This is a genomic window from Candidatus Allofournierella excrementigallinarum (assembly GCF_944388085.1).
In the GTDB taxonomy this organism is placed as follows: Bacteria; Bacillota; Clostridia; order Oscillospirales; family Ruminococcaceae; genus Allofournierella_A; species Allofournierella_A excrementigallinarum.
The window spans coordinates 14,555-40,205 of the sequence record NZ_CALXHK010000019.1 but is presented as its reverse complement, the minus strand read 5'-3'; the positions used below and the strand labels follow the sequence as shown (position 1 = coordinate 40,205).

General features: G+C 64.8%; 20 protein-coding genes, 1 other RNA gene and 1 pseudogene. 16 read left to right on the top strand and 6 right to left on the bottom strand.

Features of this window, described 5'->3' with window-relative positions:
• A partial coding sequence (locus tag ACH2AT_RS05335; protein WP_394964166.1) for a DUF3048 C-terminal domain-containing protein occupies window positions 1-530 on the top strand: 530 nt, incomplete at its 5' end.
• Between the two features lie 109 nt (window positions 531-639).
• Here ACH2AT_RS05335 and ACH2AT_RS05330 read toward each other — a convergent pair.
• Entirely contained in the window at window positions 640-1,428 is a 789-nt protein-coding gene (locus ACH2AT_RS05330; RefSeq protein ID WP_394964165.1) for a DUF4253 domain-containing protein, read from the bottom strand.
• Between ACH2AT_RS05330 and ACH2AT_RS05325 the strand changes: the two genes are divergently transcribed.
• The gene (locus tag ACH2AT_RS05325) at window positions 1,408-1,704 is read left to right on the top strand and encodes a hypothetical protein (protein ID WP_394964164.1); all 297 of its coding nucleotides are present in this window, start codon (window positions 1,408-1,410) and stop codon (window positions 1,702-1,704) included. The two genes, ACH2AT_RS05330 and ACH2AT_RS05325, sit on opposite strands and share 21 nt — an antisense overlap.
• A 48-nt stretch (window positions 1,705-1,752) precedes the next feature.
• Window positions 1,753-2,286 (top strand): biotin transporter BioY, encoded by a 534-nt coding sequence (locus tag ACH2AT_RS05320; protein WP_394964163.1) that lies wholly within the window; start codon window positions 1,753-1,755, stop codon window positions 2,284-2,286.
• 96 nt (window positions 2,287-2,382) lie between these two features.
• Here the strand turns inward: ACH2AT_RS05320 and asnB are convergent, their stop codons facing one another.
• From asnB to gltB, 3 genes and pseudogenes are all read right to left on the bottom strand, one after another.
• Window positions 2,383-3,969: an asparagine synthase B gene (gene asnB, locus ACH2AT_RS05315; RefSeq protein ID WP_394964162.1), complete on the bottom strand. Its 1,587-nt coding sequence runs from the start codon at window positions 3,967-3,969 to the stop codon at window positions 2,383-2,385.
• A 36-nt stretch (window positions 3,970-4,005) separates the two neighbouring features.
• Window positions 4,006-5,486: pseudogene (locus ACH2AT_RS05310) on the bottom strand (glutamate synthase subunit beta).
• A gap of 14 nt (window positions 5,487-5,500) precedes the next feature.
• A complete protein-coding gene (gltB, locus tag ACH2AT_RS05305; RefSeq protein WP_394964161.1) occupies window positions 5,501-10,036 on the bottom strand; it encodes a glutamate synthase large subunit in 4,536 nt (1,511 codons plus the stop codon).
• Window positions 10,037-10,442: 406 nt separating this feature from the next.
• Between gltB and ACH2AT_RS05300 the strand changes: the two genes are divergently transcribed.
• Complete coding sequence (locus ACH2AT_RS05300; protein ID WP_394964160.1) at window positions 10,443-12,542, top strand: glutamine synthetase III; 2,100 nt, start codon at window positions 10,443-10,445, stop codon at window positions 12,540-12,542.
• A gap of 142 nt (window positions 12,543-12,684) precedes the next feature.
• The gene (locus ACH2AT_RS05295) at window positions 12,685-14,289 is read left to right on the top strand and encodes a CTP synthase (protein ID WP_394964159.1); all 1,605 of its coding nucleotides are present in this window, start codon (window positions 12,685-12,687) and stop codon (window positions 14,287-14,289) included.
• Between the two features lie 51 nt (window positions 14,290-14,340).
• Here the strand turns inward: ACH2AT_RS05295 and ACH2AT_RS05290 are convergent, their stop codons facing one another.
• Window positions 14,341-15,528, bottom strand: coding sequence for an LL-diaminopimelate aminotransferase (locus tag ACH2AT_RS05290; protein WP_394964158.1), 1,188 nt, complete (start codon window positions 15,526-15,528; stop codon window positions 14,341-14,343).
• A 258-nt stretch (window positions 15,529-15,786) separates the two neighbouring features.
• Between ACH2AT_RS05290 and ACH2AT_RS05285 the strand changes: the two genes are divergently transcribed.
• From ACH2AT_RS05285 to ACH2AT_RS05255, 7 genes are all read left to right on the top strand, one after another.
• The gene (locus tag ACH2AT_RS05285; RefSeq protein WP_394964157.1) at window positions 15,787-17,103 is read left to right on the top strand and encodes a glutamine synthetase family protein; all 1,317 of its coding nucleotides are present in this window, start codon (window positions 15,787-15,789) and stop codon (window positions 17,101-17,103) included.
• A 33-nt stretch (window positions 17,104-17,136) separates the two neighbouring features.
• Complete coding sequence (locus ACH2AT_RS05280; protein WP_394964156.1) at window positions 17,137-17,697, top strand: ANTAR domain-containing response regulator; 561 nt, start codon at window positions 17,137-17,139, stop codon at window positions 17,695-17,697.
• A gap of 116 nt (window positions 17,698-17,813) precedes the next feature.
• A complete protein-coding gene (locus ACH2AT_RS05275) occupies window positions 17,814-19,175 on the top strand; it encodes an N-acetyl sugar amidotransferase (protein ID WP_394964155.1) in 1,362 nt (453 codons plus the stop codon).
• A gap of 2 nt (window positions 19,176-19,177) precedes the next feature.
• Entirely contained in the window at window positions 19,178-19,948 is a 771-nt protein-coding gene (hisF, locus tag ACH2AT_RS05270; RefSeq protein ID WP_394964154.1) for an imidazole glycerol phosphate synthase subunit HisF, read from the top strand.
• Complete coding sequence (gene hisH, locus ACH2AT_RS05265; RefSeq protein WP_394964153.1) at window positions 19,945-20,586, top strand: imidazole glycerol phosphate synthase subunit HisH; 642 nt, start codon at window positions 19,945-19,947, stop codon at window positions 20,584-20,586. Before hisF ends, hisH begins: the two co-directional genes overlap by 4 nt.
• A gap of 73 nt (window positions 20,587-20,659) precedes the next feature.
• A complete protein-coding gene (locus tag ACH2AT_RS05260; protein ID WP_394964152.1) occupies window positions 20,660-21,424 on the top strand; it encodes a 4Fe-4S binding protein in 765 nt (254 codons plus the stop codon).
• A gap of 51 nt (window positions 21,425-21,475) precedes the next feature.
• Window positions 21,476-21,904, top strand: a complete 429-nt coding sequence (locus ACH2AT_RS05255) for a DUF3788 domain-containing protein (protein ID WP_394964167.1) — start codon at window positions 21,476-21,478, stop codon at window positions 21,902-21,904.
• Window positions 21,905-21,941: 37 nt separating this feature from the next.
• Here the strand turns inward: ACH2AT_RS05255 and ACH2AT_RS05250 are convergent, their stop codons facing one another.
• The gene (locus ACH2AT_RS05250; protein WP_394964151.1) at window positions 21,942-22,508 is read right to left on the bottom strand and encodes a uracil-DNA glycosylase family protein; all 567 of its coding nucleotides are present in this window, start codon (window positions 22,506-22,508) and stop codon (window positions 21,942-21,944) included.
• A 186-nt stretch (window positions 22,509-22,694) separates the two neighbouring features.
• Here ACH2AT_RS05250 and pduL point away from each other — a divergent pair, with 186 nt between their 5' ends.
• From pduL to ACH2AT_RS05230, 4 genes are all read left to right on the top strand, one after another.
• Complete coding sequence (pduL, locus tag ACH2AT_RS05245) at window positions 22,695-23,258, top strand: phosphate propanoyltransferase (RefSeq protein WP_394964150.1); 564 nt, start codon at window positions 22,695-22,697, stop codon at window positions 23,256-23,258.
• 135 nt (window positions 23,259-23,393) lie between these two features.
• An RNA gene (gene ffs, locus ACH2AT_RS05240) (signal recognition particle sRNA small type) lies at window positions 23,394-23,492 on the top strand.
• A gap of 82 nt (window positions 23,493-23,574) precedes the next feature.
• Window positions 23,575-25,275 carry a DNA polymerase III subunit gamma/tau gene (dnaX, locus tag ACH2AT_RS05235; protein ID WP_394964149.1) on the top strand — a complete coding sequence of 567 codons (1,701 nt, stop codon included), beginning with the start codon at window positions 23,575-23,577 and terminating at the stop codon, window positions 25,273-25,275.
• 30 nt (window positions 25,276-25,305) lie between these two features.
• Complete coding sequence (locus tag ACH2AT_RS05230; RefSeq protein WP_394964148.1) at window positions 25,306-25,644, top strand: YbaB/EbfC family nucleoid-associated protein; 339 nt, start codon at window positions 25,306-25,308, stop codon at window positions 25,642-25,644.
• The last annotated feature ends 7 nt before the right edge of the window (window positions 25,645-25,651 follow it).

The window sequence follows — 25,651 nt, the reverse complement described above, 5'->3', positions numbered from 1 at the left end:
CCAAAGAGCTCACCGGCGAGCATCTGGAGGGCGGCGCCAGCCCCGACGCGGGCCGCGTGACCATCCGCCACTCCCAGGCTTACCGCACCCAGTTCGACTACGATTCCAGCCTCGGCCAGTACGCCATGGCCCAGTATTACTCCACCAGGGGCAGCTATATGGACACGGTGGACGAGAACAACGGCCAGCAGCTGCTGTTCGACAACCTGGTCATCCTCTTCACCGACCTCCATGCCTATCCCGGCCACACCACCGACCTGCAGTATGCCGAGTACAGCTGGGGCGGCGTGGGCTACTACTGCTACGGCGGCAGGATCGAGCGCATCCGCTGGCAGAAGGGCACCCCGCTGGACGCCCTGCGCCTTGTGGATTTCGAAACGGAGGAACCCTTCGAGATCAACTGCGGCAAGACCTATGGGACCGTGGTGGACGAGGACGAGATCCCCGGCTTCAGCTGGGAGCCGCTGGAGACTGCCCAGGACGTGCAGGAGGCCCCCACCAGCGAGACCTTTGTGGAGACCGAAGATTAAAGCTTGCATCAAAAACGGCGGCAGGCCCTTCTGGCCTGCCGCCGTTCGTGCGTATCATCCGCGCAAAACGCGATGTGCGCAGGGGCTTTTCAAGCTGAAAACAGCGGCCTCAATCCCACCAGAAATGCCAGACGGTGGACTGGCGCAGCCCATCGGCCAGCTTGCCGATGGCCCCGCCTTCGCCCTGGTTCAGATCGGGGCACAAGCCGTATTGCTCCACCGCCAGTTCCATGGCCCTTTCTTCGGGCGCCGGGGCGGCGAGTTCAAATTCCAGCGTGTCGCGGCTCACAACCGCCGGCACCGCGCCGTACTGCTCAAACCAGTATTTGGCCGCCGCCATCAGCCGAGGCGTGTCGGGGCAGCTGTTCCAACCGCCGAAGGGCAGCCAGGCAAAGACCTCCCAAGGGTGTTTTACAGGTATCTTTGCAAGAATGAGGGGAAAGGTCCTGCCGCTGAAGAGATCCCAGCAGCCGATGAAAAAGTTGTTTGCCTCGCCGCCTTTCATCTCGCCCAGCACGTCCTTCTCCCAGTCCTGACAGGCGTCTGCCGCCCATTGCCTGCGGCAGTCTGCCAATTCTTTCAAGAATAGTCTGCCGTCCTGCAGGGGGGTGGAAAGCGCATGCCTGCGGTATTCGGCCACGGCCTCCGCGTCAAAGGATAAACCGCCCCGCACCCGGTGCTCCGGGCAGGCATTCATCTTAAGGCATTCCCACAAAACGTTATCCGCCTTCACCAGCAGCGGCACAAAGCCCGCCCGGGCGCCTTCCTCCCGGGCATGATGATAGGCTTCCATGATGGGGGCGTCGTCCTCCATGGGCTCGAAGAGTGTGCACTCGCAGCCCAGGTATTTCATAACAGCCTCGCAGACGCGTTCGTTTTGGCTGGCTTCGATTTTCATCGGGATTGCCTCCTTTCACTCTTTAACGCCATGCTTCACCTGCCTAATTATATCACACCGCAAAAGCAGTTCGAAAGCCTGCGCTCTTTCGCTGTTGCTGACCTGCGGGAGAGCGGCCTGCCGGACAGCCTTGCCTTTATCACCCTGCCGGACGGCTTGGAGGACGTGGGCGTGGAAATACAGCCCGCGCAGGCAAAGCGGGATGCCTTCCGCACGGCGGGCAGCATCGTAAAGCTGTGCAAAACCTTTGCGCGCGAGGCGGGTGTTGTGGTATAATGAGCCGCGGGCGGCCGGGCCGCTCAAAAGAGAAGGGGAGGGCGGGCCGTGAACGCTGCTTCGGGAACAAAAGCAAAAAACCTTGCCCTTGCGGGCTTGTGCACCGCATTTATGGCGGCGGCGGCCCCGTTGAGCATCCCCATCGGGCCCGTCAGTCTGACCTTGAGCGTGCTGGGGGTGTTTTTCGCCGGGGCCATGCTCACCCCCGGCTGGGCGGCGGCCTCCATCCTTGCCTATATCTGCATCGGTGCGGTGGGCCTGCCGGTGTTCGCCAACATGGCCGCCGGCGCGCAGGCGCTCACCGGCATGACCGCCGGCTTTCTGTGGGCCTACCCGCTGATGGCGGCGCTGCTGGCCGCTGTCTGCCGCCGCACACAGCGCATGGCCTTGCGCCTTGCAGGGGTGCTGGCAGGCCAGCTGGTCTGCTATGCCCTGGGCGCCACCTGGTTCATGTTCGTCAGCGGCATGGGCCTCCGGGCCAGCCTGACGGTGTGCGTGCTGCCCTTCGTCATCCCGGATTTTTTGAAGGGGCTGGGGGCGCTGGCGCTGGCCGGGGCCATCCGGCGCAGGCTGAAGCTGTGACGCACAAAAAGGGCGCTCCCTGGGGGGCGGCGCACAAGTCGCATAAAAAATGTAAACAGGGCGGGCCTTGCGGGCCCGCCCTGCGCTGGTTCCGATTCAAATGCCGCTGTCGCCGTAGTTTGCCAGCACACGGGCGCTGGGGTCGTCCACTTTGCAGCCCTCCCAGTCGGGATTGGGCATCCAGAAGCCGGGGATCATCCGCGCCTCGCCGGGATAAAACCCCTCGAACAACTCCCGATAGAGCAGGCTCTCCTTGGTGAAGGGCGGGCAGTAGCCGTATTTTGCCCGGCGCGCCTGGAACTCCTCGCCGGTGTAGAGCGTCTCGGCGTATTCTTTCAGGTCGTCCACCATGCTGTGGCCCACCGCGTCGCTGAAAGCCGCCTTCTCCCGCCAGAGGATGTGCGCCGGCAGCAGGCCCTCGCCCTCAAAGGCCTTGCGCAGGAGGTACTTGCCCTTGCCGTAGGTGTTCAGCTTGCGGGCCGGGTCGATGGACATCACATAGCGCACGAAGTCCAGATCGCCGAAGGGCACCCGGGCCTCCAGGCTGTTGGCGGCAAGGCAGCGGTCCGCCCGCAGCACGTCGTAGCAGAAAAGCTCCCGGATGCGTTTGGCCGCCTCCTTCTGGAACTCGGCGGCGCTGGGGGCGAAGTCGGTGTATTTGTAGCCGAACAGTTCGTCGGAAATTTCGCCCGTCAGCAGCACCTTGATGTCGGTGCTTTCATGGATGGCCTTGCAGACAAGGTACATGCCCACGCTGGCCCGGATGGTGGTGATGTCCCAGGTGGCCAGCGCCTGCACCACCTGGGGCAGGGCCTCCAGCACCTGCTCTTTTGTCATGATGACCTCGGTGTGGTCCGCGCCGATGAAGTCCGCCACCTCCCGGGCATACTTCAAATCAATGGCGTCGCCCTCCATGCCGATGGCGAAGGTGCGGACGGGTTTTTGCAGCTTTCTGGCTGCGATGGCGCATACCAGGCTGGAATCCAGCCCGCCGGAAAGCAGAAAGCCCAGGGGCGCGTCGGCGTCCAGCCGTTTTTCCACCCCGGCCACCAGCTTCTCGCGAATGTTGCGGCACACCTCTTCCAGCGGCGCGTGGACGTAGCCGCGCACGGCGGCAATGTCCTCATACTGCACAAAACGGCCGTCCTTGTAATAGTGGCCGGGCGGGAAGGGGCGCACCGCATCCACCCAGCCCACCAGCTCGGCGGCTTCGCTGGCGAAGGCGATGGCCCCGCCGTCCACGGGATAGCCGTAGAACAGCGGCCGGATGCCGATGGGGTCCCGGGCAGCGATGAGGCTGTCGCTGGCCCCGTCGTAGAGCACGCAGGCGAACTCCGCGTCCAGATGGGCGAACATCTCACAGCCGTATTCCCGCCACAGGGGCAGCAGCACCTCGCAGTCCGACCCGCTCTTGAAGGCGTAGCCCCGCCGGGCCAGCTCCTCTTTCAGGCGGCGGAACCCGTACACCTCGCCGTTGCACACGGCCCAGCTGCCTTCCCGTTCAAAGGGCTGCATCCCCTCGGGCGAGAGGCCCATGATGGCAAGGCGGGCAAAGCCCAGATACCCGAAGGGCGTTTCCACCACTTTATAGTCGTCCGGCCCGCGCCGCCGGCTGCGCAAAAGATACTCCTGCAAACGATTGGGGCCGATGTCGTGGCCCGCGTAGCACAGGATGGTACACATTCCTTTCTCCCCCTCGTTCCAAAATTCGCGCCGCCCTCACAGATTGCTGTAACCCATCAGGGAGGCGTCCACCGCCCGGGCCGCGCCCATGCCTTCGGCGATGGCCCACACCACCAGCGAGGGCCCGCGGCGAATATCACCCGCGGCAAACACCCGGGGCGCGCTTGTGGCATAGCCTTCGCCTTCCGCGGCCACTACGCCGCGATCGGTGAGCGCCGCGCCGAAGCTGGCGGGCAGATATTCCTCACAGCCCACAAAGCCCGCGGCGATGAGCACCAGCTCGGCGGGCAGCACCTCTTCGCTGCCTGCAATCGGCAGCATCACCGTGCGGCCGTTTTCGCCCGGGCGCGCCTCCAGCTTCTGCACCACTGCGCCGCACACCCGGCCGCGCTTGTCGGCCTTGAAGGCGGACACGGTGGCCTGATAGCGCCGGGGGTGGCCCCGAACAGGGCGATGGCCTCCTGCTGGCCGTAGTCGGTCTTGCGCACCTTCGGCCACTGGGGCCAGGGATTGTCCGCCGTGCGCACAAGGGGCGGCTGGGGCATCATTTCCAGCTGGGTCACGCTCTTCGCGCCCAGGCGCAGGGCGGTGGCCACGCAGTCGTTGCCGGTGTCGCCGCCGCCCACCACCAGCACGTTTTTGCCCTCGGCCAGTTTGCGGGGCGGCTTTTGAAAATCCGAGTCCAGCAGCGCCTTGGTCACCTGGCCGAGAAAATCCACCGCGAAGAGGATGCCCTTCGCCTCCCGGCCGGGCACCGCCAGATCCCGGGGACGGCCCGCGCCGCCCGCCAGCACCACCCGGTCAAACGCTGCCAGCAGTTCTTCGCCGGCCGCGTCCCGGCCCACGTCGGTGTTGCAGACGAAGGTCACGCCCGCCTCTTCCATCAGGCGGATGCGCCGGTCCAGCACGGCCTTGTCCAGCTTCATGTTGGGGATGCCATAGCGCAGAAGGCCGCCGGGGCGGTCCGCCTTTTCGAACACCGTGACGCTGTGACCGCGGCGGTTCAGCTGCCAGGCGGCGGCAAGGCCCGCGGGCCCGCTGCCCACCACCGCCACCGTTTTGCCGGTGCGCACGGCAGGAGGCGCGGCGTTCACAAGCCCATGGGAGAAGGCGTATTCCGCCACCTGCAGCTCGTTTTCGTGGGTGCACACCGCCCCTTCCTGCCGCGCGCAGGTGCAGGCCGCCTCGCACAGGGCGGGGCACACCCGGCCAGTGAACTCCGGTAGGCAGTTGGTGCGCTCCAACCGCCGCCAGGCCTGCTCCCAGTTGCCGTGAAAAACAAGATCGTTCATCTCTGGGACGAGGTTGTGCAGCGGGCAGCCGGCGGTCATGCCCGCCAGGGCCACGCCCGCCTGGCAGAAGGGCACGCCGCAGTCCATGCAGCGGGCCGCCTGCTGTGCCTGAGCGGCGGGGGAGAGGAGGCGGTGAAACTCCCGAAAGCTGTCCAGCCGTTCCAGCGGCGGCACAACGGGCCCCTCCTGCCGCGGATACTCCAAAAAACCGGTGGTTTTGCCCATGACCGATCCTCCTTTTATTTCCTGGCCAGACTGGCGTAGAACGCCTCGATCTGGGCCTGCTCGGGGGCCACGCCCTGCTCCTCGAACTGGGAGGCGAGCTGGACCAGCCGCTTGTAGTCGTTGGGAATGATTTTTTTGAACCGGGGCAGATACTCGCCAAAGGCGGCCAGGATGCGCCGGCCCTTGGGCGAGCCGGTGTGCTGCACATGAGCGCCGATGAGGCGGTAAAGCTCTTCCCGGTCGAACTTGCTCTCCACCTTTTCCATGCTCACCATGGACTTGTTCAGGTTGCGGTAGAGGGTGCTCTCCTCGTCCAGCACATAGGCCACGCCGCCGCTCATGCCGGCGGCGAAGTTCTTGCCGACGGGGCCCAGCACCACCACCCGGCCGCCGGTCATATACTCGCAGCCGTGTTCGCCCACGCCCTCCACCACGGCCGCCGCGCCGGAGTTGCGCACGCAAAAGCGCTCGCCCGCCATGCCGTTGATGTAGGCCTGGCCGGAGGTGGCGCCATAGAGCGCCACATTGCCCACGATGACGTTCTCCTCGGCGGCGTAGCGGGCTTTTTCGTCCGGCCGAAGAACCAGCTTGCCGCCGGAAAGCCCTTTGCCGAAGTAGTCGTTGCCCTCGCCGGTGAGGGCCAGGGTGAGGCCCTTGGGCAAAAACGCCCCAAAGCTCTGGCCGCTCGCGCCGGCGCAGTCCAGGATGAGGGTGTCCTCCGCCCAGCCCTCGGGGCTGTGGCGGGTGATCTCGGCCCCCAGCAGCGCGCCGAAGGCCCGGTCGGTGTTCGTTACCTCCGTGCTCAGGCGGCAGGGCACGCCTTCCGCCAGGGCACGGCGCACCGGCTCCTTTGCCATGAGGGCCCGGTCCAGCGTCTTTTCAAGGCCGAAGTCATACGCTTCGGCAGGGTCGAACACGGCGCGGCCGCTCTCTGCGCCGCCCCGCGCCAGCACACGGCTCAGGTCCACGTCTGCCCCGCGGCCCGTCCCGTGCGTCTGGCGCAGCAGGTCGGTGCGGCCCACCATCTCGTCCACGGTGCGCACGCCCAGCTTTGCCATATACTCCCGCAGCTGCCGGGCGATGAAGCGCATGAAGTTCTCCACATATTCCGGCTTGCCGCAAAAGTGCCTCCGCAGTTCGGGGTTCTGGGTGGCAATGCCCATGGGGCAGGTGTCCAAATTGCACACCCGCATCATGGTGCAGCCCAGGGTCACCAGCGGGGCGGTGGCAAAGCCGAATTCCTCCGCGCCCAGCAGCGCCGCGATGGCCACATCCCGCCCGGTCATCAGCTTGCCGTCGGTCTCCAGCCGCACCCGGCGGCGCAGCCCCGAGCGCAGCAGCGTCTGGTGGGTCTCGGCCAGCCCCAGCTCCCAGGGAAGGCCCGCGTTGTGGATGGAACTGATGGGCGCCGCGCCGGTGCCGCCGTCGCAGCCGGAGATGAGGATGACCTGCGCCCCGGCCTTGGCCACGCCGGCGGCCACGGTGCCCACCCCCGCCTCGCTCACCAGCTTCACCGAGATGCAGGCTTGGTCGTTGGCGCTCTTCAGGTCATAGATGAGCTGGGCCAGGTCCTCGATGGAGTAGATGTCGTGGTGGGGCGGGGGACTGATGAGGCTCACGCCCGGGGTGGAGTGGCGGGTCTTTGCCACCCAGGGGTAGACCTTGGCGGCGGGCAGGTGCCCGCCCTCGCCGGGCTTTGCGCCCTGGGCCATCTTGATCTGGATCTCCTTCGCGCTCACAAGGTAGCGGCTGGTCACGCCGAAGCGCCCGCTGGCCACCTGCTTGATGGCGCTGGAGCGGTCGCCGGCAGTGCCGGCGCTGGCAAGGCGCTCGTCGCTCTCACCGCCCTCGCCGCTGTTGGACTTGCCCCCCAGCCGGTTCATGGCCAGGGCCAGCGCCTCGTGGGCCTCCTGGGAGATGGAGCCATAGGACATGGCCCCGGTCTTGAAGCGGCGCAGGATGGCTTCCTCGCTCTCCACTTCCTCCAGCGGCACCCCTTCGGCAGGCCAGTTGAAGTCCAGCAGGCTGCGCACAAGGCCGCTGCGTTCGGCGTCCGCGGCTTCGGCGTAGCGCTGGAACAGCGCATAGTCGCCGGTGCGGGCGGCCTGCTGCAAAAGGTGGATGACCTGGGGGGAGTAGCGGTGCGCCTCGCCCTGGCTGCGCAGCTTGTGCCGCCCCAGGGAGGGCAGGCTCAGGTCGGTGGCAAGGCCCAGCGGGTCGAACGCGCGGGAGTGCTGGGCGTCGGTCTGGGCGGCGATGTCCTCCAGGGTGATGCCGCCGATGCGGCTCACAGTGCCGGTGAAGTAGGCGTCGATGACCTGCCGCGAAATGCCCAGCGCCTCGAAGATCTGGCTGCCCTGATAGCTTTGCAGGGTGGAAATGCCCATCTTGGAGGCGATCTTCACGATGCCTTGCAAGACCGCATTGTCGTAGTCGGCAACGGCGGCGTAGTAGTCCTTGTTCAAAAGGCCGTCCCGCACCAGCTGGGCCAGCGAGGCGTGGGCCAGATAGGGGTTCACCGCGCAGGCGCCATAGCCCAGCAGGGTGGCGAAGTGATGCACCTCCCGGGGCTCGCCGGATTCCAGAATGAGGGACAGCGCCGTGCACTTCTTGGTCTTGACCAGATGCTTGTGCACGGCGGACACCGCCAGCAGCGAAGGGATGGCCACATGGTTCTCGTCCACGCCCCGGTCGGTGAGGATGAGGATGTTGGCCCCCTCCCGGTAGGCTTTGTCCACCGCCACGAACAGGTGCTCCAGCACCCGGTCCATGGGGGTGGATTTGTAGAACAGGATGGGCACCACCGCAACCTTGAAGCCGGGGCGGTCCATGGCCTTTATCTTCAAAAGGTCCAGGTCGCTGAGGATGGGGTTTTCGATCTTCAGCACGTGGCAGTTGTCGGCGCTCTCCTGCAAAAGATTGCCGTTCTTGCCCGCGTACACAGCGGTGGAGGTGACGATTTTTTCCCGCAGCGCGTCGATGGGGGGGTTGGTCACCTGGGCGAACATCTGGCGGAAATAGTTGAACAGCGGCTGATACTGCCCCGAGAGCACCGCCAGCGGCGTGTCTGCGCCCATGGCGCCGATGGGCTCGGCGCCGTTCAGGGCCATGGAGCACACCGAATCCCGGTATTCCTCCCAGGTGTAGCCGAAGGCCTTTTGCAGCCGGGCGCACTCCTCGCCGGTGAGGGCGGGCACTTTCTGATTGGGCACATGCAGGTCGCTCAGGTGCAGAAGGTTCGAGTCCAGCCATTCGCCGTAGGGCTCCCTTCCGGCGTAGCGCTCCTTCACCTCGTCGTCGCTGAGCACCGCGCCTTTGGCAAGGTCCACCAGCAGCATCCTGCCCGGATGCAGCCGCTCCTTTTTGAGGATGTGCCCTTCGTCCAGCGCCAGCACGCCCACCTCGGAGGAGAGGATGAGCCGCCCGTCGTCGGTGATGACATAGCGGCTGGGGCGCAGGCCGTTGCGGTCCAGCACCGCGCCCATCACGTCACCGTCGCTGAACAGGATGGCGGCCGGCCCGTCCCAGGGCTCCATCATGGTGGCATAGTACTGGTAAAAATCCCGCCGCCGCTGGCTGATGGTGTCGTTGTGGCTCCAGGGCTCGGGGATGGCCACCATCACCGCCAGCGGCAGGTCCATGCCGCTCATCACCAGAAATTCCAGGGTGTTGTCCAGCATGGCGGAGTCGGAGCCGGTGGTGTCCACCACCGGCAGCACCCGGGTGATGTCGTCGGCGCTGAAGGCGGGTGCGCTCATGGTCTCCTCCCGGGCCAGCATCTTGTCGGCGTTGCCCCGGATGGTGTTGATCTCGCCGTTGTGCACGATGAAGCGGTTGGGATGGGCCCGCTCCCAGCTGGGGTCGGTGTTGGTGGAAAAGCGGGAGTGCACGATGGCGATGGCGGACGCATAGTCCTCGTCCCGCAAATCGTCAAAGAAGGTGCGCAGCTGCCCCACCAGGAACATCCCCTTGTAGACGATGGTCCGGCTGGAAAGGCTCACCACATAGCTGCCCTCGTTGCTCTGCTCAAAGACCCGCCGCACGATGTAGAGCCTGCGGTCAAAGGCAAGGCCCGCGGGCACATCCTCCGGCTTTTTCACAAAGCCCTGGCAGATCAGGGGCATGCAGTCCCGCGCCCGGTGGCCCAGCACCGCGGGCCGCACCGGCACCATCCGCCAGCCCAGGAATTCCAGGCCTTCCTTTTCCACAATGACCTCAAACATCTTCTGGGCCTGACGGCGGGCCAGCTCGTTCTGAGGCAGAAAGAACATGCCCACGCCATATTCCCGCTCGCCGCCGAGGCGGATGCCCAGCCCGGCGCACACCTTGCGGAAGAATTTGTGGGGCACCTGCGTGAGGATGCCCACGCCGTCGCCTGTCTTGCCCTCGGCGTCCTTGCCTGCGCGGTGCTCCAGATGCTCCACGATGGTCAGCGCGTCCGCCACCGTCTGGTGGCTCTTGCGGCCGCGGATGTCCACAACGGCGCCAATGCCGCAGTTGTCGTGCTCGAATTGCGGGCAGTAAAGGCCCTGGCTGCCGGGTGTTTTCATGGCGGTACCTCCCGATCTGCGAAATGGAAAAAGACAAAGGCGCCAAAACCCCCTCTCGCAGGGGGCTTTGACGCCTTTGTCGTGTTTTATGATACGCCCGGGGCCGCGGGTTTGTAAAGCGGTTTTGTGAGAATCGGCGTTTTGCAAAAAAATTCAGGCGCGAAAGCCGGGTCGTTTTAGCGATTTGCCGCACTAAAGCGATAAAAAATACATTAAAGCCGGGCCGAAGGCGGCGCGGCATGCAGGGGCAAAGGCTCTGCGGGCGGCAAAAAAGGTGTTGACAAGGCGGGAAAAACGAGTACAATTGCAGCCATGGAAAGCAACGGCGCTTTCGGATGAGGCTTCATCCGGGAGCGCCGCTTTTTTTGTGCCGCCAAGGCGCAAATGGGGAAAGGAGAGCTGTTTTATGACGAAGAATGTGCCTGAACTGTACGGCAGCCTGGTGTTTGGCGACCGCGTCATGCGGGAAAAACTGCCCAAGGACGTTTACAAAGCCCTGCGCAGGACCATCGACGAGAACCTGCCGCTGGAGCGCAGCGTGGCCAACGCGGTGGCGGTGGCCATGAAGGAGTGGGCCGTGGAGCACGGCGCCACCCATTTCACCCACTGGTTCCAGCCCATGACCGGCTTCACCGCCGAAAAGCATGACAGCTTCATCTCCCCGGTGGGCGGCGGCGAAGCAATCATGGATTTCTCCGGCAAGGAGCTCATCAAGGGCGAGCCGGATGCGTCCAGCTTCCCCTCCGGCGGCCTGCGCGCCACCTTTGAGGCCCGGGGCTACACCGCCTGGGACCCCACAAGCCCCGCCTTCATCAAGGACGGCACTCTTTACATCCCCACCGCCTTCTGCTCCTACAGCGGCGAAGCGCTGGACAAAAAGACCCCCCTTCTGCGCTCGATGGAGACTTTGAGCCATGAGGCGGTGCGCATCCTGCACCTGCTGGGGGACGAGGCGGTGACGGGCGTCTCCACCACCATCGGCCCGGAGCAGGAGTATTTCCTGGTGGATAAGGCCCTCTTTGAAAAGCGCAGGGATCTGGTCTTTACCGGCCGCACCCTGCTGGGAGCGCCCGCGCCGAAGGGGCAGGAGATGGAGGACCATTACTTCGGCGCGCTGCGCCCCCGCGTGGCGGCCTTCATGCACGACCTGGACGAGGAGCTGTGGAAGCTGGGGGTGCCCGCCAAGACCAAGCACAACGAGGTGGCTCCCGCCCAGCACGAACTGGCTCCGGTGTACGACACCGCCAACATCGCCGTGGACCACAACCAGCTGACCATGGAGATGATGAAGCTGGTGGCCGACCGCCACGGCCTGGCCTGCCTGCTCCACGAAAAGCCCTTTGAAGGCATCAACGGTTCCGGCAAACACAACAACTGGTCCCTCGTGACAAACACCGGCGCGAACCTGCTCTACCCCGGCCGCACCCCCGCCGAGAACACCAAGTTCCTGGTGTTCCTGATGGCGGTCATCAAGGCGGTGGACGAGTACGCCGACCTTTTGCGGGTGGCGGTGGCCACCGCCGGCAACGACCACCGCCTGGGGGCCAACGAAGCGCCGCCGGCCATCGTGTCGGTGTTCCTGGGCGACGAGCTCACCGCCGTGCTGAAAGCCATCGAGAACGACGAATATTTCGGCAAGCAGGAGAAGGTGGCCATGCAGATGGGCACATCGGTCATCCCCCAGTTCTTCAAGGACACCACCGACCGCAACCGCACCAGCCCCTTCGCCTTCACCGGCAACAAGTTCGAGTTCCGCATGCCAGGTTCTTCCTTGTCGGTGTCCGGCCCCAATGTGGTGCTGAACACCGCCGTGGCCCAGGCCCTGCGGGAGTTCTACGGCGAGCTGAAGGACGCCGCCCCCGGCGGGATGGACGCCGCCGTGCACGAGCTGGTCAAGCGCGCCATCAAAAAGCACAAAAAGGTCATCTTTAACGGCAACGGCTACACCGACGAGTGGGTGGCCGAGGCGGAAAGAAGGGGGCTTTACAACCTGCGCTCCACCCCGGAGGCTCTGCCCTGCATGGTGGCGGAAAAGAACATCCGCCTGTTCACCACCCACCGCATCTTCACCGAGGGCGAGGTGCGCTCCCGCTACGCCATCCTGCTGGAAAACTACTGCAAGACACTGCACGTGGAGGCAAAGACCATGGGCATGATGGTGCGCGGGCAGTTCCTGCCCGCGGTGCAGGCTTCCATGGATCGCCTTGCCGCCTCCATCAACGGATGCAGGGCGGCGGCTCCCGCCGCCTCCTGCGCGGCACTGCAGACCCGGCTGGAACAGCTGGCCGAAAGCTACGATAAGATCGACGCCGCCCAGAACAAGCTGGAAGAGGCGCTGGCCAAAGCCGAGACCCTGGGCGACGGCCAAAAGGCCGCCTGGTTCTATCACGACGAGGTGCTGCCTTCCATGGACGCGGTGCGCAGCCTGGCGGATGCGGCGGAAGGCCATCTGCCCGCAGGGGCGCTGCCTTACCCTGATTACAGCGAACTGCTGTTTTCCGTGTGATTTCCCGTTGACAAACCCCGTCGCCGGGCTTATAATGACTTTTCGTTAGGACAAGGGCGTCCATTGCCCCGCCGTTTTCGGCGGGGCAATGGACGCCCTCTCTTTTTTTGCAAAAGCGCAGGGAGCAGAGGTGGGTTTTTTTATGGCAAAGCATATTTTCGTCACCGGCGGGGTGGTGTCCGGCCTGGGCAAGGGCATCAGCGCGGCCAGCCTTGGCCGGCTGCTGAAACAGCGGGGCCTCAAGGTGGCCGCCCAGAAGCTGGACCCCTACATCAACGTGGACCCCGGCACCATGAGCCCCTACCAGCACGGGGAGGTGTTCGTCACCGAGGACGGCGTGGAGACCGACCTGGACCTGGGCCACTATGAGCGGTTCATCGACGAGGACCTGAACAAGCTGTCCAACCTCACCAGCGGCCGGGTCTACTGGAACGTGCTGCACAAGGAGCGGGCAGGGGAGTATCTGGGCCGCACGGTGCAGACCATCCCCCACATCACCGGGGAGATCAAGCAGTTTGTCTACGGCCTGGGGGATTACACCGGCGCGGATGTGGTCATCACCGAGATCGGCGGCACCATCGGCGACATCGAGAGCCAGCCCTTTTTGGAGGCGCTGCGCCAGATCAGCCGGGAAAAAGGCCGGGAGAACTGTATGTTCCTCCATGTGGTGCTGGTGCCCTGGCTCAAGTGCTCTGGCGAGCACAAAACAAAGCCCGCCCAGCACTCGGTGCGGGAGCTGCAGAGCATGGGCATCATGCCGGACGTCATCATCGCCCGGTGCGACGAGGCGCTGGAGGAGGGCATCCTGCAAAAACTGGCGGCCTTCTGCAATGTGGAGCCGGACTGCGTCATCGAAAACCGCACCCTTGGCAGCCTTTACGAGGTGCCGCTGATGCTCCACGCCGCCGGGCTGGACGATCTTGTCTGCAAGCGGCTGGGCTTTGAGACCAGGAAGCCCGACCTCACCGAATGGTCGGCCCTCTGCCGGCGCATCGGCAGCCTGGAAAGAAAAGTGAACATCGCCATTGTGGGCAAGTATGTGGAACTGCACGACGCGTATCTCTCGGTGGTGGAAGCGCTGAATCACGCGGGCTATGCCAACAGTGCCGCCGTGACGCTGGACTGGGTGGACTCGGGATGCCTCACTCCCGGGACGGTGGACGCGCGCCTGGCAAAGGCGGACGGCGTGCTGGTGCCCGGCGGATTTGGCAAGCGGGGCATCGAGGGCATGGTGCTGGCGGCGGACTGGGCCCGCCGGAACAAGGTGCCCTACTTCGGCATCTGTCTTGGCATGCAGATCGCGGTCATCAACGCCGCCCGCGCCCTGGCGAACCTGCCCGGGGCCAACTCCCGCGAATTTGACCCCGAAGGCGCCTGCTGCGTCATCGACCTGATGCCCGACCAGCAGGGCAATCTGCCCAAGGGCGGCACCATGCGGCTGGGGGCTTACCCCTGCGCGGTGCAGCCCGGCACCCTGCTCCACCGCATCTACGGCCAGAGCATGATCAGCGAGCGCCACCGCCATCGCTACGAGGTGAGCAACGGCTTCCGCGCCGCCTTGAGCGGGGCGGGCGTGGTGTTCAGCGGCCTCTCGCCCGACGGGCGGCTGGTGGAGGCCATGGAACTGCCCGGCCACCCCTTCTTCGTGGGCGTGCAGTACCATCCGGAGTTCAAGAGCCGGCCCGACAAGCCCCAGCCTATCTTCCGCGATTTCGTTGCCGCGGCCCTGGAACATCAGAACGCATAAAAATGAGCGCCCCGGAGCTTTCCGGGGCGCTTGCTTGTGCTGCAAAGGCGCTTAGCCGTTCCGCCAGGCGCGCAGGCGTTCCATGGCGACGCGGGCATTCTCTTCGCCCGAGAAGGCCGAAAGGCGGAAGTAGCCTTCGCCGTTTTCGCCAAAACCGCTGCCCGGCGTGCCGATGATGCCGGCGTTTTCCAAAAGGGCGTCGAAAAATTGCCAGGAGTCCAGCCCCCTGGGGCACTCCATCCAGATGTAGGGGGAGTTTTTGCCGCCGCAGTACCAGATGCCCAGTTCGTCCAGCGCCTCGGCCACGATGGCGGCGGCCCGCAGATAGGCGGCGATGTCTTCCTTGCAGGCGGCCATGCCCTCGGGTGTGAACACCGCCTCGGCGGCCCGCTGGATGGGGTAGGCCACGCCGTTCATCTTGGTGCACTGGCGGCGCAGCCACAGATCGTGCAGGTTCTGACCCTCCCGCACAAGGCTGTGGGGCACCACGGTATAGCCGCAGCGCATGCCGGTGAAGCCGGCGGTCTTGCTCAGGCTGCACACCTCGATGGCGCATTCCTTCGCGCCCTCCACTTCATAGATGCTGTGGGGCAGATCGTCCTGGATGAAGCATTCATAGGCCGCGTCGTAGAGGATGACCGCGTCATTCGCCAGGGCCCAGTCCACCCAGACCTTCAGCTGCTCTTTGGAGTAAGCCGCGCCGGTGGGGTTCGCCGGGCTGCACAGATAGACAAGGTCCGCGTGCAGGGCTTCGCCGGGCAGGGGCGCGAAGCCGTTGGCGCGGGTGGCGGCAAGGTATTTGATTTTGCGCCCGGCCATCAGGTTGGAATCCCGATAGACGGGATACACCGGGTCGGGCAGAAGCACCACGCAGTGCTCGGAGAACAGGTCCGGAAGGTTGCCCAGGTCGCTCTTGGCGCCGTCGCTGATGAAAATGTCCTCTTTTTCAAGGTGCACGCCGAATCCTGCATAGTGGCCCAGCACCGCCTGGCGCAAAAAGTCATAGCCCTGCTCGGGCCCGTAGCCGTGAAAGCTTTCGGCGCGGGCCTGCTCATCGGCGGCTTTTTTCAGCGCCTCGATGACCGGGCGGCGCAGGGGACGGGTCACATCGCCGATGCCCATGGGGATGAGCTGGTTTCCCGGGTGGGCGGCGCGGAAGGCCGCCACCCGGCGGGCCACCTCGCTGAACAGGTAGCTTTTGGGAATGGTATCAAAAGAATGGTTGATGATCTGTGCCATGGTTTGCGTCCTTTCTGCCCCGCGGGCCGGAAAATAAACAAACGGCGACCAGGCCGGCCCGCAAAACGGGCGGCATGAACGCCGTTGTTCGCCTTTAAGAATAGCATTCCCCGCGCACCTTGTCAACAAAACATCTTGACGCGGGCGGCCGGGACGGGTATAATACCATTGATCGAAACAGCAAAGGCGCTGCGTTCTCCCCCAAGGGCAACGCAGCGCTTTTTGCAATTTTCACCGTTGCAAAGGAGGGGCGCCTTTATGACCCACACCCTTGACCAGCTTCTCCGCTTTGTGGAGGAAAACGACATCAAGTTCATCCGCCTGGCCTTCTGCGATATGTTCGGCGTGCAGAAAAACATCGCCATCATGTCCAGCCAGCTGCGGCACGCGGCCCAGCAGGGGGTGTCCTTCGATGCGTCCGCCATCCCCGGTTTTGCCAATGTGGCCGAATCGGACCTGTTCCTTCAGCCGGACCTGGACACCTTCGCCCTGCTGCCCTGGCGGCCCAGCGAGGGCTGCGTGGGGCGGCTGTTCTGCGACGTGCGCTACCCCGACGGCCGCCCCTTTGAGGGGGACGGCCGGGCCCTGCTGCGCCGCACCGAGCAGGCGGCGGCAAAGGAGGGGTATCACTTCCTGGTGGGGCCGGAATGCGAATTCTATCTCTTCGAGACCGACGAGCACGGCCAGCCCACCCGCATCCCCTTCGACCAGGGCGGCTACTTTGACCTTGCCCCCATCGACCGGGGCGAGAACGTGCGCCGCAACATCTGCCTCACGCTGGAGGAGATGGGCATCCAGCCCGAGCGCAGCCACCACGAGCAGGGCCCCGGCCAAAATGAGATCGACTTCCGCTGCGCCTCGCCCCTGCAGGCGGCGGACGATCTGATGACGGTGCACACGGTGGTCAAGGCCATCGCGGGGCAGCACGGCCTGTTCGCCTCCTTTCTGCCCAAGCCCCTGCCCGGCAAAAGCGGCAACGGGCTGCACCTGAATTTCTCGGTCATCAAGGACGGGCGCAACCTCTTCGAAAACTTCAAAGACCAGCCGGACCCGGTGGCGGCGGCTTTCCTGGCGGGCATCCTGCGCCGTGTACCGGAGCTGACGGCGTTTGCAAACCCCCTGCCCGGCTCCTACCAGCGGCTGGGCTGCTGCGAAGCGCCGGGCACGGTGAGCTGGTCCTGCCAGAACCGCTCCTCGCTGGTGCGGGTGCCGGCGGCCACCGGCGCGGACTGCCGCATGGAACTGCGCAGCCCGGACCCCGCCTGCAATCCCTATTACGTCACCGCCCTTCTGCTGGAAGCCGGCATGGAGGGCATCCGGGACGGCCTGCCGCTGCCTGCCGCCGCCGACAGGAACCACTTCGCCGCCGGCGAAGCGGGCCCGGTGGCGGCCACGCTGCCCGCCAGCCTTGCCCAGGCGGTGAAGGCAGCGGAAGAGAGCCGCTTTTTGCAGCAGACCCTCCCGGCCCGCCTGCTGGACACCTACCTCGCCCAGAAGCGGCGGGTCGCCGCGGCCAGCGCCGGGGCGGAGGACCCTCACGAGTACGAGATGCAGCAGTATTTTGACCGCATCTGACAAAACATCCTCCTCAAAAGGCAGGTGAAAGGCATGGCAGGCGTGTGGATCGTCGGGGAAAAACAGACCCATGAGGCGCTGAAAAGCGTGTTTGCGGCAGGCGGGCCTGCCGTGTGCTGCACCAGCGCGGGGGAGGCCCGCCGGGGCTTCACCGCGGGCGGCGGCAGCCTGATGGTCATCAACGCCCCTCTGCCGGACGAGTTCGGCCGGGAGCTGGCCATCCAGGCGGTGGAAAGCGGCCTGGATGTCATCTTCCTCTGCGCCGCGCCCCAGGCGGACAAGATCGCCGCGGGGCTGGAAAAATACGGGGTGCTGGTGCTGCCAAAGCCCCTCTCCCGCCAGCAGGCGGCCTTCGCGGTGCGCCTTCTGCGCGCCGGCCGCCAGCGGATGCAGAAGATCGCCGACCAGAACCGCCGCCTCACAAAGCGGCTGGATGAGGCGCGGGTGATCTGCCAGGCCAAATGCCTGCTGGCGCTCCACGCGGGCCTCACCGAAGAGGAGGCCCACCGCCTCATCGAAAAGCGGGCAATGGACGCCCGCATCTCCAGCCGGGAGGCGGCCCAGGCCATCATCCGCACCTACGGCGAATCATAAAAAACCAACACAGGGCAGGGCAAAGGCGCCCGCCGGGCAAGGGAGCGTTCCCTCTTGCCGTCATGGCGCCTTTGCCCTGCCTTTTTGTTATGAAAAAGAAAGAAGGGACCTTCATCATGGAAAAACTTCCCCGTTATATCCCCATCGACTATTCCAAATACGCCCCGGACATCCCGCCCGAAAAGCGGGAGACCTTCTTCGGCCTGCCCCGGAACGTGCAGTACTGCAAAGAGTGCGTGATGACCAACCAGAAGCCCAACAGCTGCTATGAGTTCGAGCACACCATCCACTCGAAGAAAAAGACCATGGTCATCCAGGCCGACGGCGTGTGCGACGCCTGCCACGCCTGCCACAACAAGGAGGGCAGGATCGACTGGGCTGACCGGGAGCGCCAGCTGCGGGAACTGTGCGACCGCTACCGCAGGGCCGACGGCAGCTACGACTGCCTTGTGCCGGGCAGCGGCGGCAAGGACAGCTTCTACGCCGCCCACCTGCTGAAATACAAATATGGCATGCACCCTCTCACCGTCACCTGGGCGCCCCACATCTACACCCCCTGGGGCTGGCAGAACTTTGAGGCGTGGATCCATGCCGGGTTCGACAACTATCTGTGCACCCCGAACGGCCTGACCCACCGCCTGCTCACCCGCCTGGCCACCGAGAACCTGTTCCACCCCTTCCAGCCCTTTATCCTGGGCCAGAAGCAGCTGGCCCCCAAGATGGCCGCCAAGTTCGGCATCCCGCTGGTGTTCTACGGCGAGAACGAGGCCGAGTTCGGCAACCCCATCGCCGACAACGACAGCGCTTTGCGGGACGAGCACTTCTTTGCCACCAATGATTTTGACCACATCTATCTGGGCGGCGTGTCCCTGCGCCAGCTGGAAGAGGACTTCAAGGTGGACAAGGCGGACCTGGCCATCTACCTGCCCAGCGACACCTCCGACGTGGAGAAAAACCACATCCAGGTGCACTACATGGGCTATTACGAAAAATGGCATCCCCAGGGCGCTTATTATTACAGCGTGGAGCACGGCGGCTTTGTGCCCAGCCCCGAGCGCACGGCGGGCACCTACTCCAAATACAACTCCATCGACGACAAGGTGGATGACTTCTTCTACTACACCACCTACATCAAGTACGGCATCGGCCGCTGTACCTACGACGCGGCCCAGGAGATCCGCAACCACGAGATCACCCGGGAGGAGGGGGTGGCCCTCTGCAAAAAGTTCGACGGCGAGTTTCCCATGCGCTTCGCCCAGGATTTCTTCCAGTACATCTCCATCGACAAAAAGCACTTCGGCGCCGCCGCCGACTGCTTTGAACAGCCGGAAATGGACCTGGACTACTTCATGCATCTGGCGGACCGGTTCCGTTCGCCCCATCTGTGGCAGTATGAAAACGGGCGCTGGAGCCTGCGGCACACGCCCTTTGAAGGCGAGAGCCTTTGCGGGTACGGCGCACCGGAAAAGGAGGGGTGAGGATGAGCCGGAAAATACGCCTCATCGCGCGCCTTGATGTGAAGGACGACTTTCTGGTGAAGGGCATCCAGTACGAAGGCCTGCGCAAGCTGGGCGACCCCCACGACTTTGCCCGCCGCTATTATGAGCAGGGCGTCGATGAGATCCTGTATCTGGACACGGTGGCCAGCCTCTATGAGCGCAACAATCTGGGAAATATCCTCACGCGCACCACCGCCGACGTGTTCATCCCCATCACGGCGGGCGGCGGCCTGCGCAGTGTGGAGGACGTGGCTGCGGTGCTGAAAGCCGGGGCGGACAAAGCTGCCATGAACACCGCCGCCCTGCGGCGGCCTGGGCTCATCACCGAGATCGCCCGAGCCTTTGGCAGCCAGTGCATGGTGCTGAGCATCCAGGCAAAGCGCCGGGACCCCGCCCGCCCCGCCGCCGGCTGGGAGGCCTACTACGACAACGGCCGGGAGCACTCCGGCAAAGACGTGCTGGAATGGGCCAAAGAGGCCGTGTCCCTCGGCGCGGGGGAGATACTGCTCTCCAGCGTGGACAAGGAGGGCTTTCAAAAGGGGATGGACCAGGAGCTGATCGCCGCGGTGGCGGCTTTGGTGGATGTGCCGGTCATCGCCGCCGGGGGCGCGGGATGCGCCGAAGACGCGGCCGCCGCCGCGAAGGGCGGAGCGGACGCGGTGGCGGTGGGCAGCATCCTGCATTACGGCAAAGCCGACGTGCCCGCGCTGAAAGAACAGCTGCGGGCCCTTGGCGTGGAGGTGAGACGATGAGGCCGGTGGTAACAGTGGTGGACTACGGGCGCAGCAATCTTTTGAGCGTGCGCCGTGCGCTGGAACACTGCGGCGCGGATGTGCGCTTTGCCGCCGAACCGGGGGACGTCCTGCGCGCCGGGGCGCTGGTGCTGCCCGGCGTGGGCGCTTTCGCCGACGGCATGGCCCAGCTGCGCCGCCAGCGGTTGGTGGAGCCGCTGCTGCAAAAGGCAGGGGAGGGCACGCCGCTCCTGGGCATCTGCCTCGGCATGCAGATGCTGCTGGATTCCAGCACCGAGGGGGGCTTGAACCAAGGCCTGGGCCTTGTGGAGGGCACGGTGGAGCCGCTGCCGGACAAAACGGCGGGGGGCGCGCCCCTCAAGGTGCCCCACATCGGGTGGAGCGCCCTGACCCTCGCCCCCGGTGCGGAGCGGGGCCTTTTCAAAAACACCCGGAATGGCGACGAAGTCTATTTCGTTCACAGCTTTCAGGCGCTGCCCCGCCGCAGTGAGGACTGCGCCGCCACGGTGGAGTACGGCGGCCGCACTGTCTGCGCCGCGGTGCGGCGGGGGAATGTGGCCGGCTTTCAGTTCCATCCGGAAAAAAGCGGCCCGGCAGGCCTTGCCATGCTGCGTGCCTTTGTGGAGGGGCTGGGCTGACCCGCAGCGTTGACGAAGGGGCGGGCCGGGCGTTATAATCAAAGAAAACAAATGCAAAGGAACGTGAACGGAAATGAGCCCCATCAAAGCCGTCAAAGCGGCATACTTCAGCCCCTCCGGCGGCACGAAACGCGCCGCGATGCTGTTGTGCGGGCAATTTGGCCTGCCGGCGGAACCCATCGACTGCACCTGCCCGCCCGCAAAGCTGCCGGCAGTCATCCCGGTGGCAAAGGATGAACTGCTGGTGCTGGCCCTGCCGGTGTACGGCGGCTTCGGCCCCCGGGTGGAGGGCCTTTTCAGCCAGCTTCGGGGCCAGGGCGGGCCCTGCGTCATCCTGACGGCCTACGGCAATCGGGACTATGAGAACGCCCTGGCGGCCGCCGCACGGCAGATGACCGAACAGGGCTTTGTCTGCGTGGGCGGCATCGCTCCCATCACGCCCCATGTGTTTGCCCCGTCCCTGGGCGCGGGCCGGCCCGACAAGGAGGACATGCCCGCCTTCGCCGCCTTTGCAAAAAAAGTGCTGGCCGCCTGCGAAAGCGAGCCCCTGCGCCCCGCCGCCCTTCCCGGCGACGCAAACGCGCCCCGCAAGCCCCTACGGCCCATCGGGCGCAGCCGCGACAAGGAGCGCTGCAACCACTGCGGCCGCTGTGTGCGCGCCTGCCCTGCCGGTGCGCTGAACGAACTGCTGGAAGTGGACGGCGCGAAATGCGTCAACTGCCTTGTCTGCCGCTTTTCCTGCCCCACCTATGCCTGGCAGTTCGACACCAGCCAGACCAAAGCCTGGCTGGAGGAAAACTTCTCTGCCCGCCGCGCGGTGGAGTGGTTCGCGGAATGACGTTTGAGCTTTGCCCTGCTTGGGAGAGTGAAAAATGAAAGGGAGGCTTTTATGCCTGATAAAATACCCAGCTCGGAACAAATGACGGCTTTGGTAGGCCCCTCTTTAGTTGAAGTGTGGAAGCAGCTGTGTGCCCTGATCGATGAGAAATATGACATGGAGCATTTGTGGGGGGATGGCGGCAAAGCGTGGGCCTATGAATACAAATACCGCCGTGGCGGCAAGACCCTGTGCGCTTTGTATGCAAGAGAAAACTGCGTGGGATTTATGGTCGTTCTGGGAAAACAGGAGCGTTTGAAGTTTGAAAACGACCGGGCAAGTTATTCCCAAGAAGTACAGAATGTCTACGATGAGGCCCAGACCTATCACGATGGAAAATGGCTGATGTTTGAGCCGAGGGATGCTTCTCTGTTCGATGATTTTGTTAGAATTTTGAGCATAAAGAGAAGACCGAACAAAGCGGCAAGAAAGAAACAATGAAAAAAGGCCCGGAGAGCGTTCTCCGGGCCTTCTCTGTTTAATATGTGTGGTCGCACACTTCGTTTATCTTCTCCCGCAGGGCCACAAAATCCCCGAAGGCCATCGGCTTCTGGCTGGGGTTGCGCAGCAGGGCGGCGGGGTGCAGGGTGGCCATGAACCACACGCCGCTTTTTTCCTCGAACAGGCCGTGCTCCTTGGTCACCGAAATGTCCGGGCGGATGAGTCGCTGGGCGGCGATGCGCCCCAGGCACACCACGATCTTCGGCCGGATGATGCGGAACTGCTCCCGCAGCCAGGGCAGGCAGGCGTCCCACTCCTCAGGCAAGGGGTCGCGGTTCTCCGGCGGGCGGCACTTGACGATGTTGGCGATGAAGACGTTTTTGTCCCGCGCCAGGTCCACTGCGGTGAGATACTGGTCCAGCAGTTTGCCGCTGCGGCCCACAAAGGGCAGGCCCTGCTCGTCCTCGTTTTTGCCGGGGCCTTCGCCGATGAGCATCACTTCCGCTGTCTTGGGGCCGGTGCCGAACACCACGTTGGTGCGGGTGGCGCACAAACCGCATTTGCGGCAGGCCAGACACTCCTGCTTCAGCTGTTCAAAATCCATCAGGGGCGCTTCCTTTCCGGCCGTGTGCAAAAAAATGCGCCGGCCTTGCACATTTGCGTTTATTATATCATAAAAAGCCGGGTTTTGTCTTGAACTTTTTACCCCGTGTGCTAAAATAGATACGGTAAATGGAAACGCTGCGCCCGCCAGGCGGCGCGGTGCAGGATAAAGGGAGGAAATATCACAATGAAATTTTTGGTTGAGACTTCGGCCCGTCATGTGCACGTCTGCAAGGAGACCCTGGAGGCCCTGTTCGGCGCGGGCTATGAGCTGACTGTCAAGAAGCCTCTGAGCCAGCCCGGCCAGTATGCTTCCAACGAGCGCGTCACCGTGGTGGGCCCCAAGCGTGAGCTGGCCAACGTGTCCATCCTTGGGCCCTGCCGCGGCGCCGACCAGGTGGAGCTGTCCGCCACCGATGCCCGCTCCATCGGCATCTCCGCCCCCGTGCGGGAGTCCGGCGACACTGCCGGTTCCGCCGGCTGCAAGCTGGTGGGCCCCTGCGGCGAGGTGGAGCTGAAGGAAGGCGTCATCGTGGCCAAGCGCCACATCCATGTCACCCCTGAGGACGCCGAAAAGCTGGGCGTGGCCGACAAGGAGATCGTCAAGGTGGCCTGCGGCAGCGAGGGCCGCAAGCTGGTGTTTGACGATGTGGTCATCCGTGTGAGCGAGAAGTTCGCCACCGCCATGCACATCGACACCGACGAGTCCAACGCCTGCGGCGGCGCCAGCGAGGGCGAGATCGTCAAATAAGCTTTTTCAGAGCCGAAAAACGGCCCGCCCGAAGCGGCGGGCCGTTTTTGCTTTGTAAGGTTGCATTTGCCCAAAGTTTTGTGTATAATATACCTGTTCGGACAGAGCCAAAACCGTGCGCTGTTCGGCATACGGATGCGGGCCCTGCGCGACGGGGCGCCATGAACCATGTCAGGCGGGGAACCGAGCAGCATTAAGTGGTCTGCCGCGTGCGCCGCAGCCAGTCTGCATCCGTATGCCGAGCGGCGCAAAGGCGGGGGAACTTTCCTCTGCGGGCCTGTCCGTTTTTTGTAGTATTTCCAAAGGAGGTGCCGGCGTGTACCGGGCATTGTACCGCAAGTGGCGGCCCCGCCGCTTTGAGGACGTGGCGGGCCAGCAGAACATCGTGGCCGCGCTGCAAAACCAGATCGCCGCCCACCGGGTGGGCCACGCCTACCTGTTCACCGGCACCCGCGGAACCGGCAAGACCAGCTGCGCCAAAATTTTTGCCAAGGCCATCAACTGCCCTCACAACGAGGGCGGCGACCCCTGCGGCGAGTGCGAGGTGTGCCGCGGCATCGACGACGGCTCCATCCTGGACGTGGTGGAGATCGACGCCGCCTCCAACAACGGCGTGGACAACATCCGCGATTTGCGGGACGAAGCGGCCTATACCCCCAGCGTCTGCACCTACAAGGTGTATATCATCGACGAGGTGCACATGCTCTCCACCCCGGCGTTCAACGCGCTGCTGAAGATCATGGAGGAGCCTCCCTCCCATGTGGTGTTCATCCTGGCCACCACCGAGATCCACAAGGTGCCCGCCACCATCCTCTCCCGCTGCCAGCGCTACGATTTCGGCAGGATCCGCCCCGAGGACATCGCGGGCCGCATCCGCTATGTGGCAGAGGAAGAAGGCCTGGAACTGGACGGCGCGGCAGCACAGCTCATTGCCCGCCTGGCGGACGGCGCGCTGCGTGACGCCCTCTCCATTCTGGACACCTGCGCCGGTGTGGGCGGCGCCATCGACGAGGCGCTGGTGCGCCGGATGGCCGGCGTCACCGACCGAAGCTATCTCTTTGCCATCAGCGATGCGCTGGCGGCGGGCGAACCTGCGGCGGCGCTGGAGCAGGTGGCCCAGCTGCGCCAGCGCTCGGTGGACATGAAGCGCCTGTGCGAAGAGCTCATCGCCCACTACCGAAACCTCATGCTGGCGGCCCTGCCCGGCGGCAAGAACCTGCTGGCGGGCGTGCCTCCCGAGGAGGAGGCCCTCTATCTGGAAAAAGGCGCATCCGCGCCCCAGGCCGGCAGCGTGCGGGCCATCCGCCAATTGGGCGACGCCATGGAGAAGATGAGCCGCGGCACCGACCCGCGCATCGAGCTGGAACTGGCGCTGTTCGCCATTTCCCAGCCCGCGGCCCAGCCGGCGGCCGCCCCGGCGCAGGCCGCGCCCCCACAGGCCCGGCAGCCCGCCCCCTTCGCGGCGGCCCCCGCCCCGGCCAGTTCCGCCTGGCAGCCCGCCGCTCCGGCTCAGCCTGCCGCGCAGGCCCAGGCCGAAGTTCCGGCCCAGACCGCTGCCGCGGCGCAGGCGGAGCCGGCTCCCGCGCCGCTGCCCTGGGAAAACCAGCCCATGGAGCAGCAGCCGGCGGCTCAGCCGAAACCCCGCCCGGCGCGCCCCGCGGCGGCAAAGCCCGCTGTTTCCGGCCCGCCGCAGCCTTTCGAGCCCTGGCCTCAGGTGCTGGACGCGCTCAAAAAGCGCGACCACATGCTGCCCGCCTATCTCAAGGGCTCCAAAGCCTATTATGACGGGCGGCGGGTGCTCATCGACGGCGGCGGCATCTTCCGGGAGTTCATCCGCCAGAACAAGGACTCCCAGGCCCTGCTCAAGGCCATCATCCAGGAGGTGAGCGGCCTTGTCTGCGGCATCGGCCCCTACACGCCGCCCAATGGTCAGGCGGCGGACCACCCCACGGTGGAGCAGGCGCTCAAAGATCTTGAAAACCACGGTGTAGATGTGGTATACAAGGACAAAGAATAAGAATAGAACAGGATAAAGGAGAAGATCCCCATGAAAGCAAGACTGCCCCAGGGTTACGGCAAACCCGACGTGAACGCGCTGATGCGCCAGGCCCAGAAGATGCAGGATGACATGAAAGCCAAGCAGGAAGAGCTGGAGAACACCGAATACACCGCCAGCGTCTCCGACGGCATGGTGGAGGTCACCATGACCGGCAAGCACCAGGTCACCGCCATCCACATCAAGCCCGAGCTGGCCGACCCCGACGACATCGAGATGCTGGAGGATATGGTGGCCGCCGCGGTGAACGAGGCCGTGCGCAAGGTGGACGAGGACGCCGAGGCCGCCATGCAGAAGATCACCGGCGGGGCGAACTTCCCCGGCCTGTAAGGGGGAA

Bases quoted from the DNA above. Each gene is read 5' to 3' on its own strand.
- ACH2AT_RS05295 (WP_394964159.1), top strand. From the start codon at position 12,685: ATGGCAAAGCATATTTTCGTCACCGGCGGGGTGGTGTCCGGCCTGGGC.
- gltB (WP_394964161.1), bottom strand. From the start codon at position 10,036: ATGAAAACACCCGGCAGCCAGGGCCTTTACTGCCCGCAATTCGAGCAC.
- ACH2AT_RS05285 (WP_394964157.1), top strand. From the start codon at position 15,787: ATGACCCACACCCTTGACCAGCTTCTCCGCTTTGTGGAGGAAAACGAC.
- ACH2AT_RS05250 (WP_394964151.1), bottom strand. From the start codon at position 22,508: ATGGATTTTGAACAGCTGAAGCAGGAGTGTCTGGCCTGCCGCAAATGC.
- hisH (WP_394964153.1), top strand. From the start codon at position 19,945: ATGAGGCCGGTGGTAACAGTGGTGGACTACGGGCGCAGCAATCTTTTG.
- ACH2AT_RS05255 (WP_394964167.1), top strand. From the start codon at position 21,476: ATGCCTGATAAAATACCCAGCTCGGAACAAATGACGGCTTTGGTAGGC.
- ACH2AT_RS05300 (WP_394964160.1), top strand. From the start codon at position 10,443: ATGACGAAGAATGTGCCTGAACTGTACGGCAGCCTGGTGTTTGGCGAC.
- ACH2AT_RS05280 (WP_394964156.1), top strand. From the start codon at position 17,137: ATGGCAGGCGTGTGGATCGTCGGGGAAAAACAGACCCATGAGGCGCTG.
- asnB (WP_394964162.1), bottom strand. From the start codon at position 3,969: ATGTGTACCATCCTGTGCTACGCGGGCCACGACATCGGCCCCAATCGT.
- ACH2AT_RS05290 (WP_394964158.1), bottom strand. From the start codon at position 15,528: ATGGCACAGATCATCAACCATTCTTTTGATACCATTCCCAAAAGCTAC.
- ACH2AT_RS05230 (WP_394964148.1), top strand. From the start codon at position 25,306: ATGAAAGCAAGACTGCCCCAGGGTTACGGCAAACCCGACGTGAACGCG.
- hisF (WP_394964154.1), top strand. From the start codon at position 19,178: ATGAGCCGGAAAATACGCCTCATCGCGCGCCTTGATGTGAAGGACGAC.
- ACH2AT_RS05330 (WP_394964165.1), bottom strand. From the start codon at position 1,428: ATGAAAATCGAAGCCAGCCAAAACGAACGCGTCTGCGAGGCTGTTATG.
- ACH2AT_RS05260 (WP_394964152.1), top strand. From the start codon at position 20,660: ATGAGCCCCATCAAAGCCGTCAAAGCGGCATACTTCAGCCCCTCCGGC.
- pduL (WP_394964150.1), top strand. From the start codon at position 22,695: ATGAAATTTTTGGTTGAGACTTCGGCCCGTCATGTGCACGTCTGCAAG.
- ACH2AT_RS05275 (WP_394964155.1), top strand. From the start codon at position 17,814: ATGGAAAAACTTCCCCGTTATATCCCCATCGACTATTCCAAATACGCC.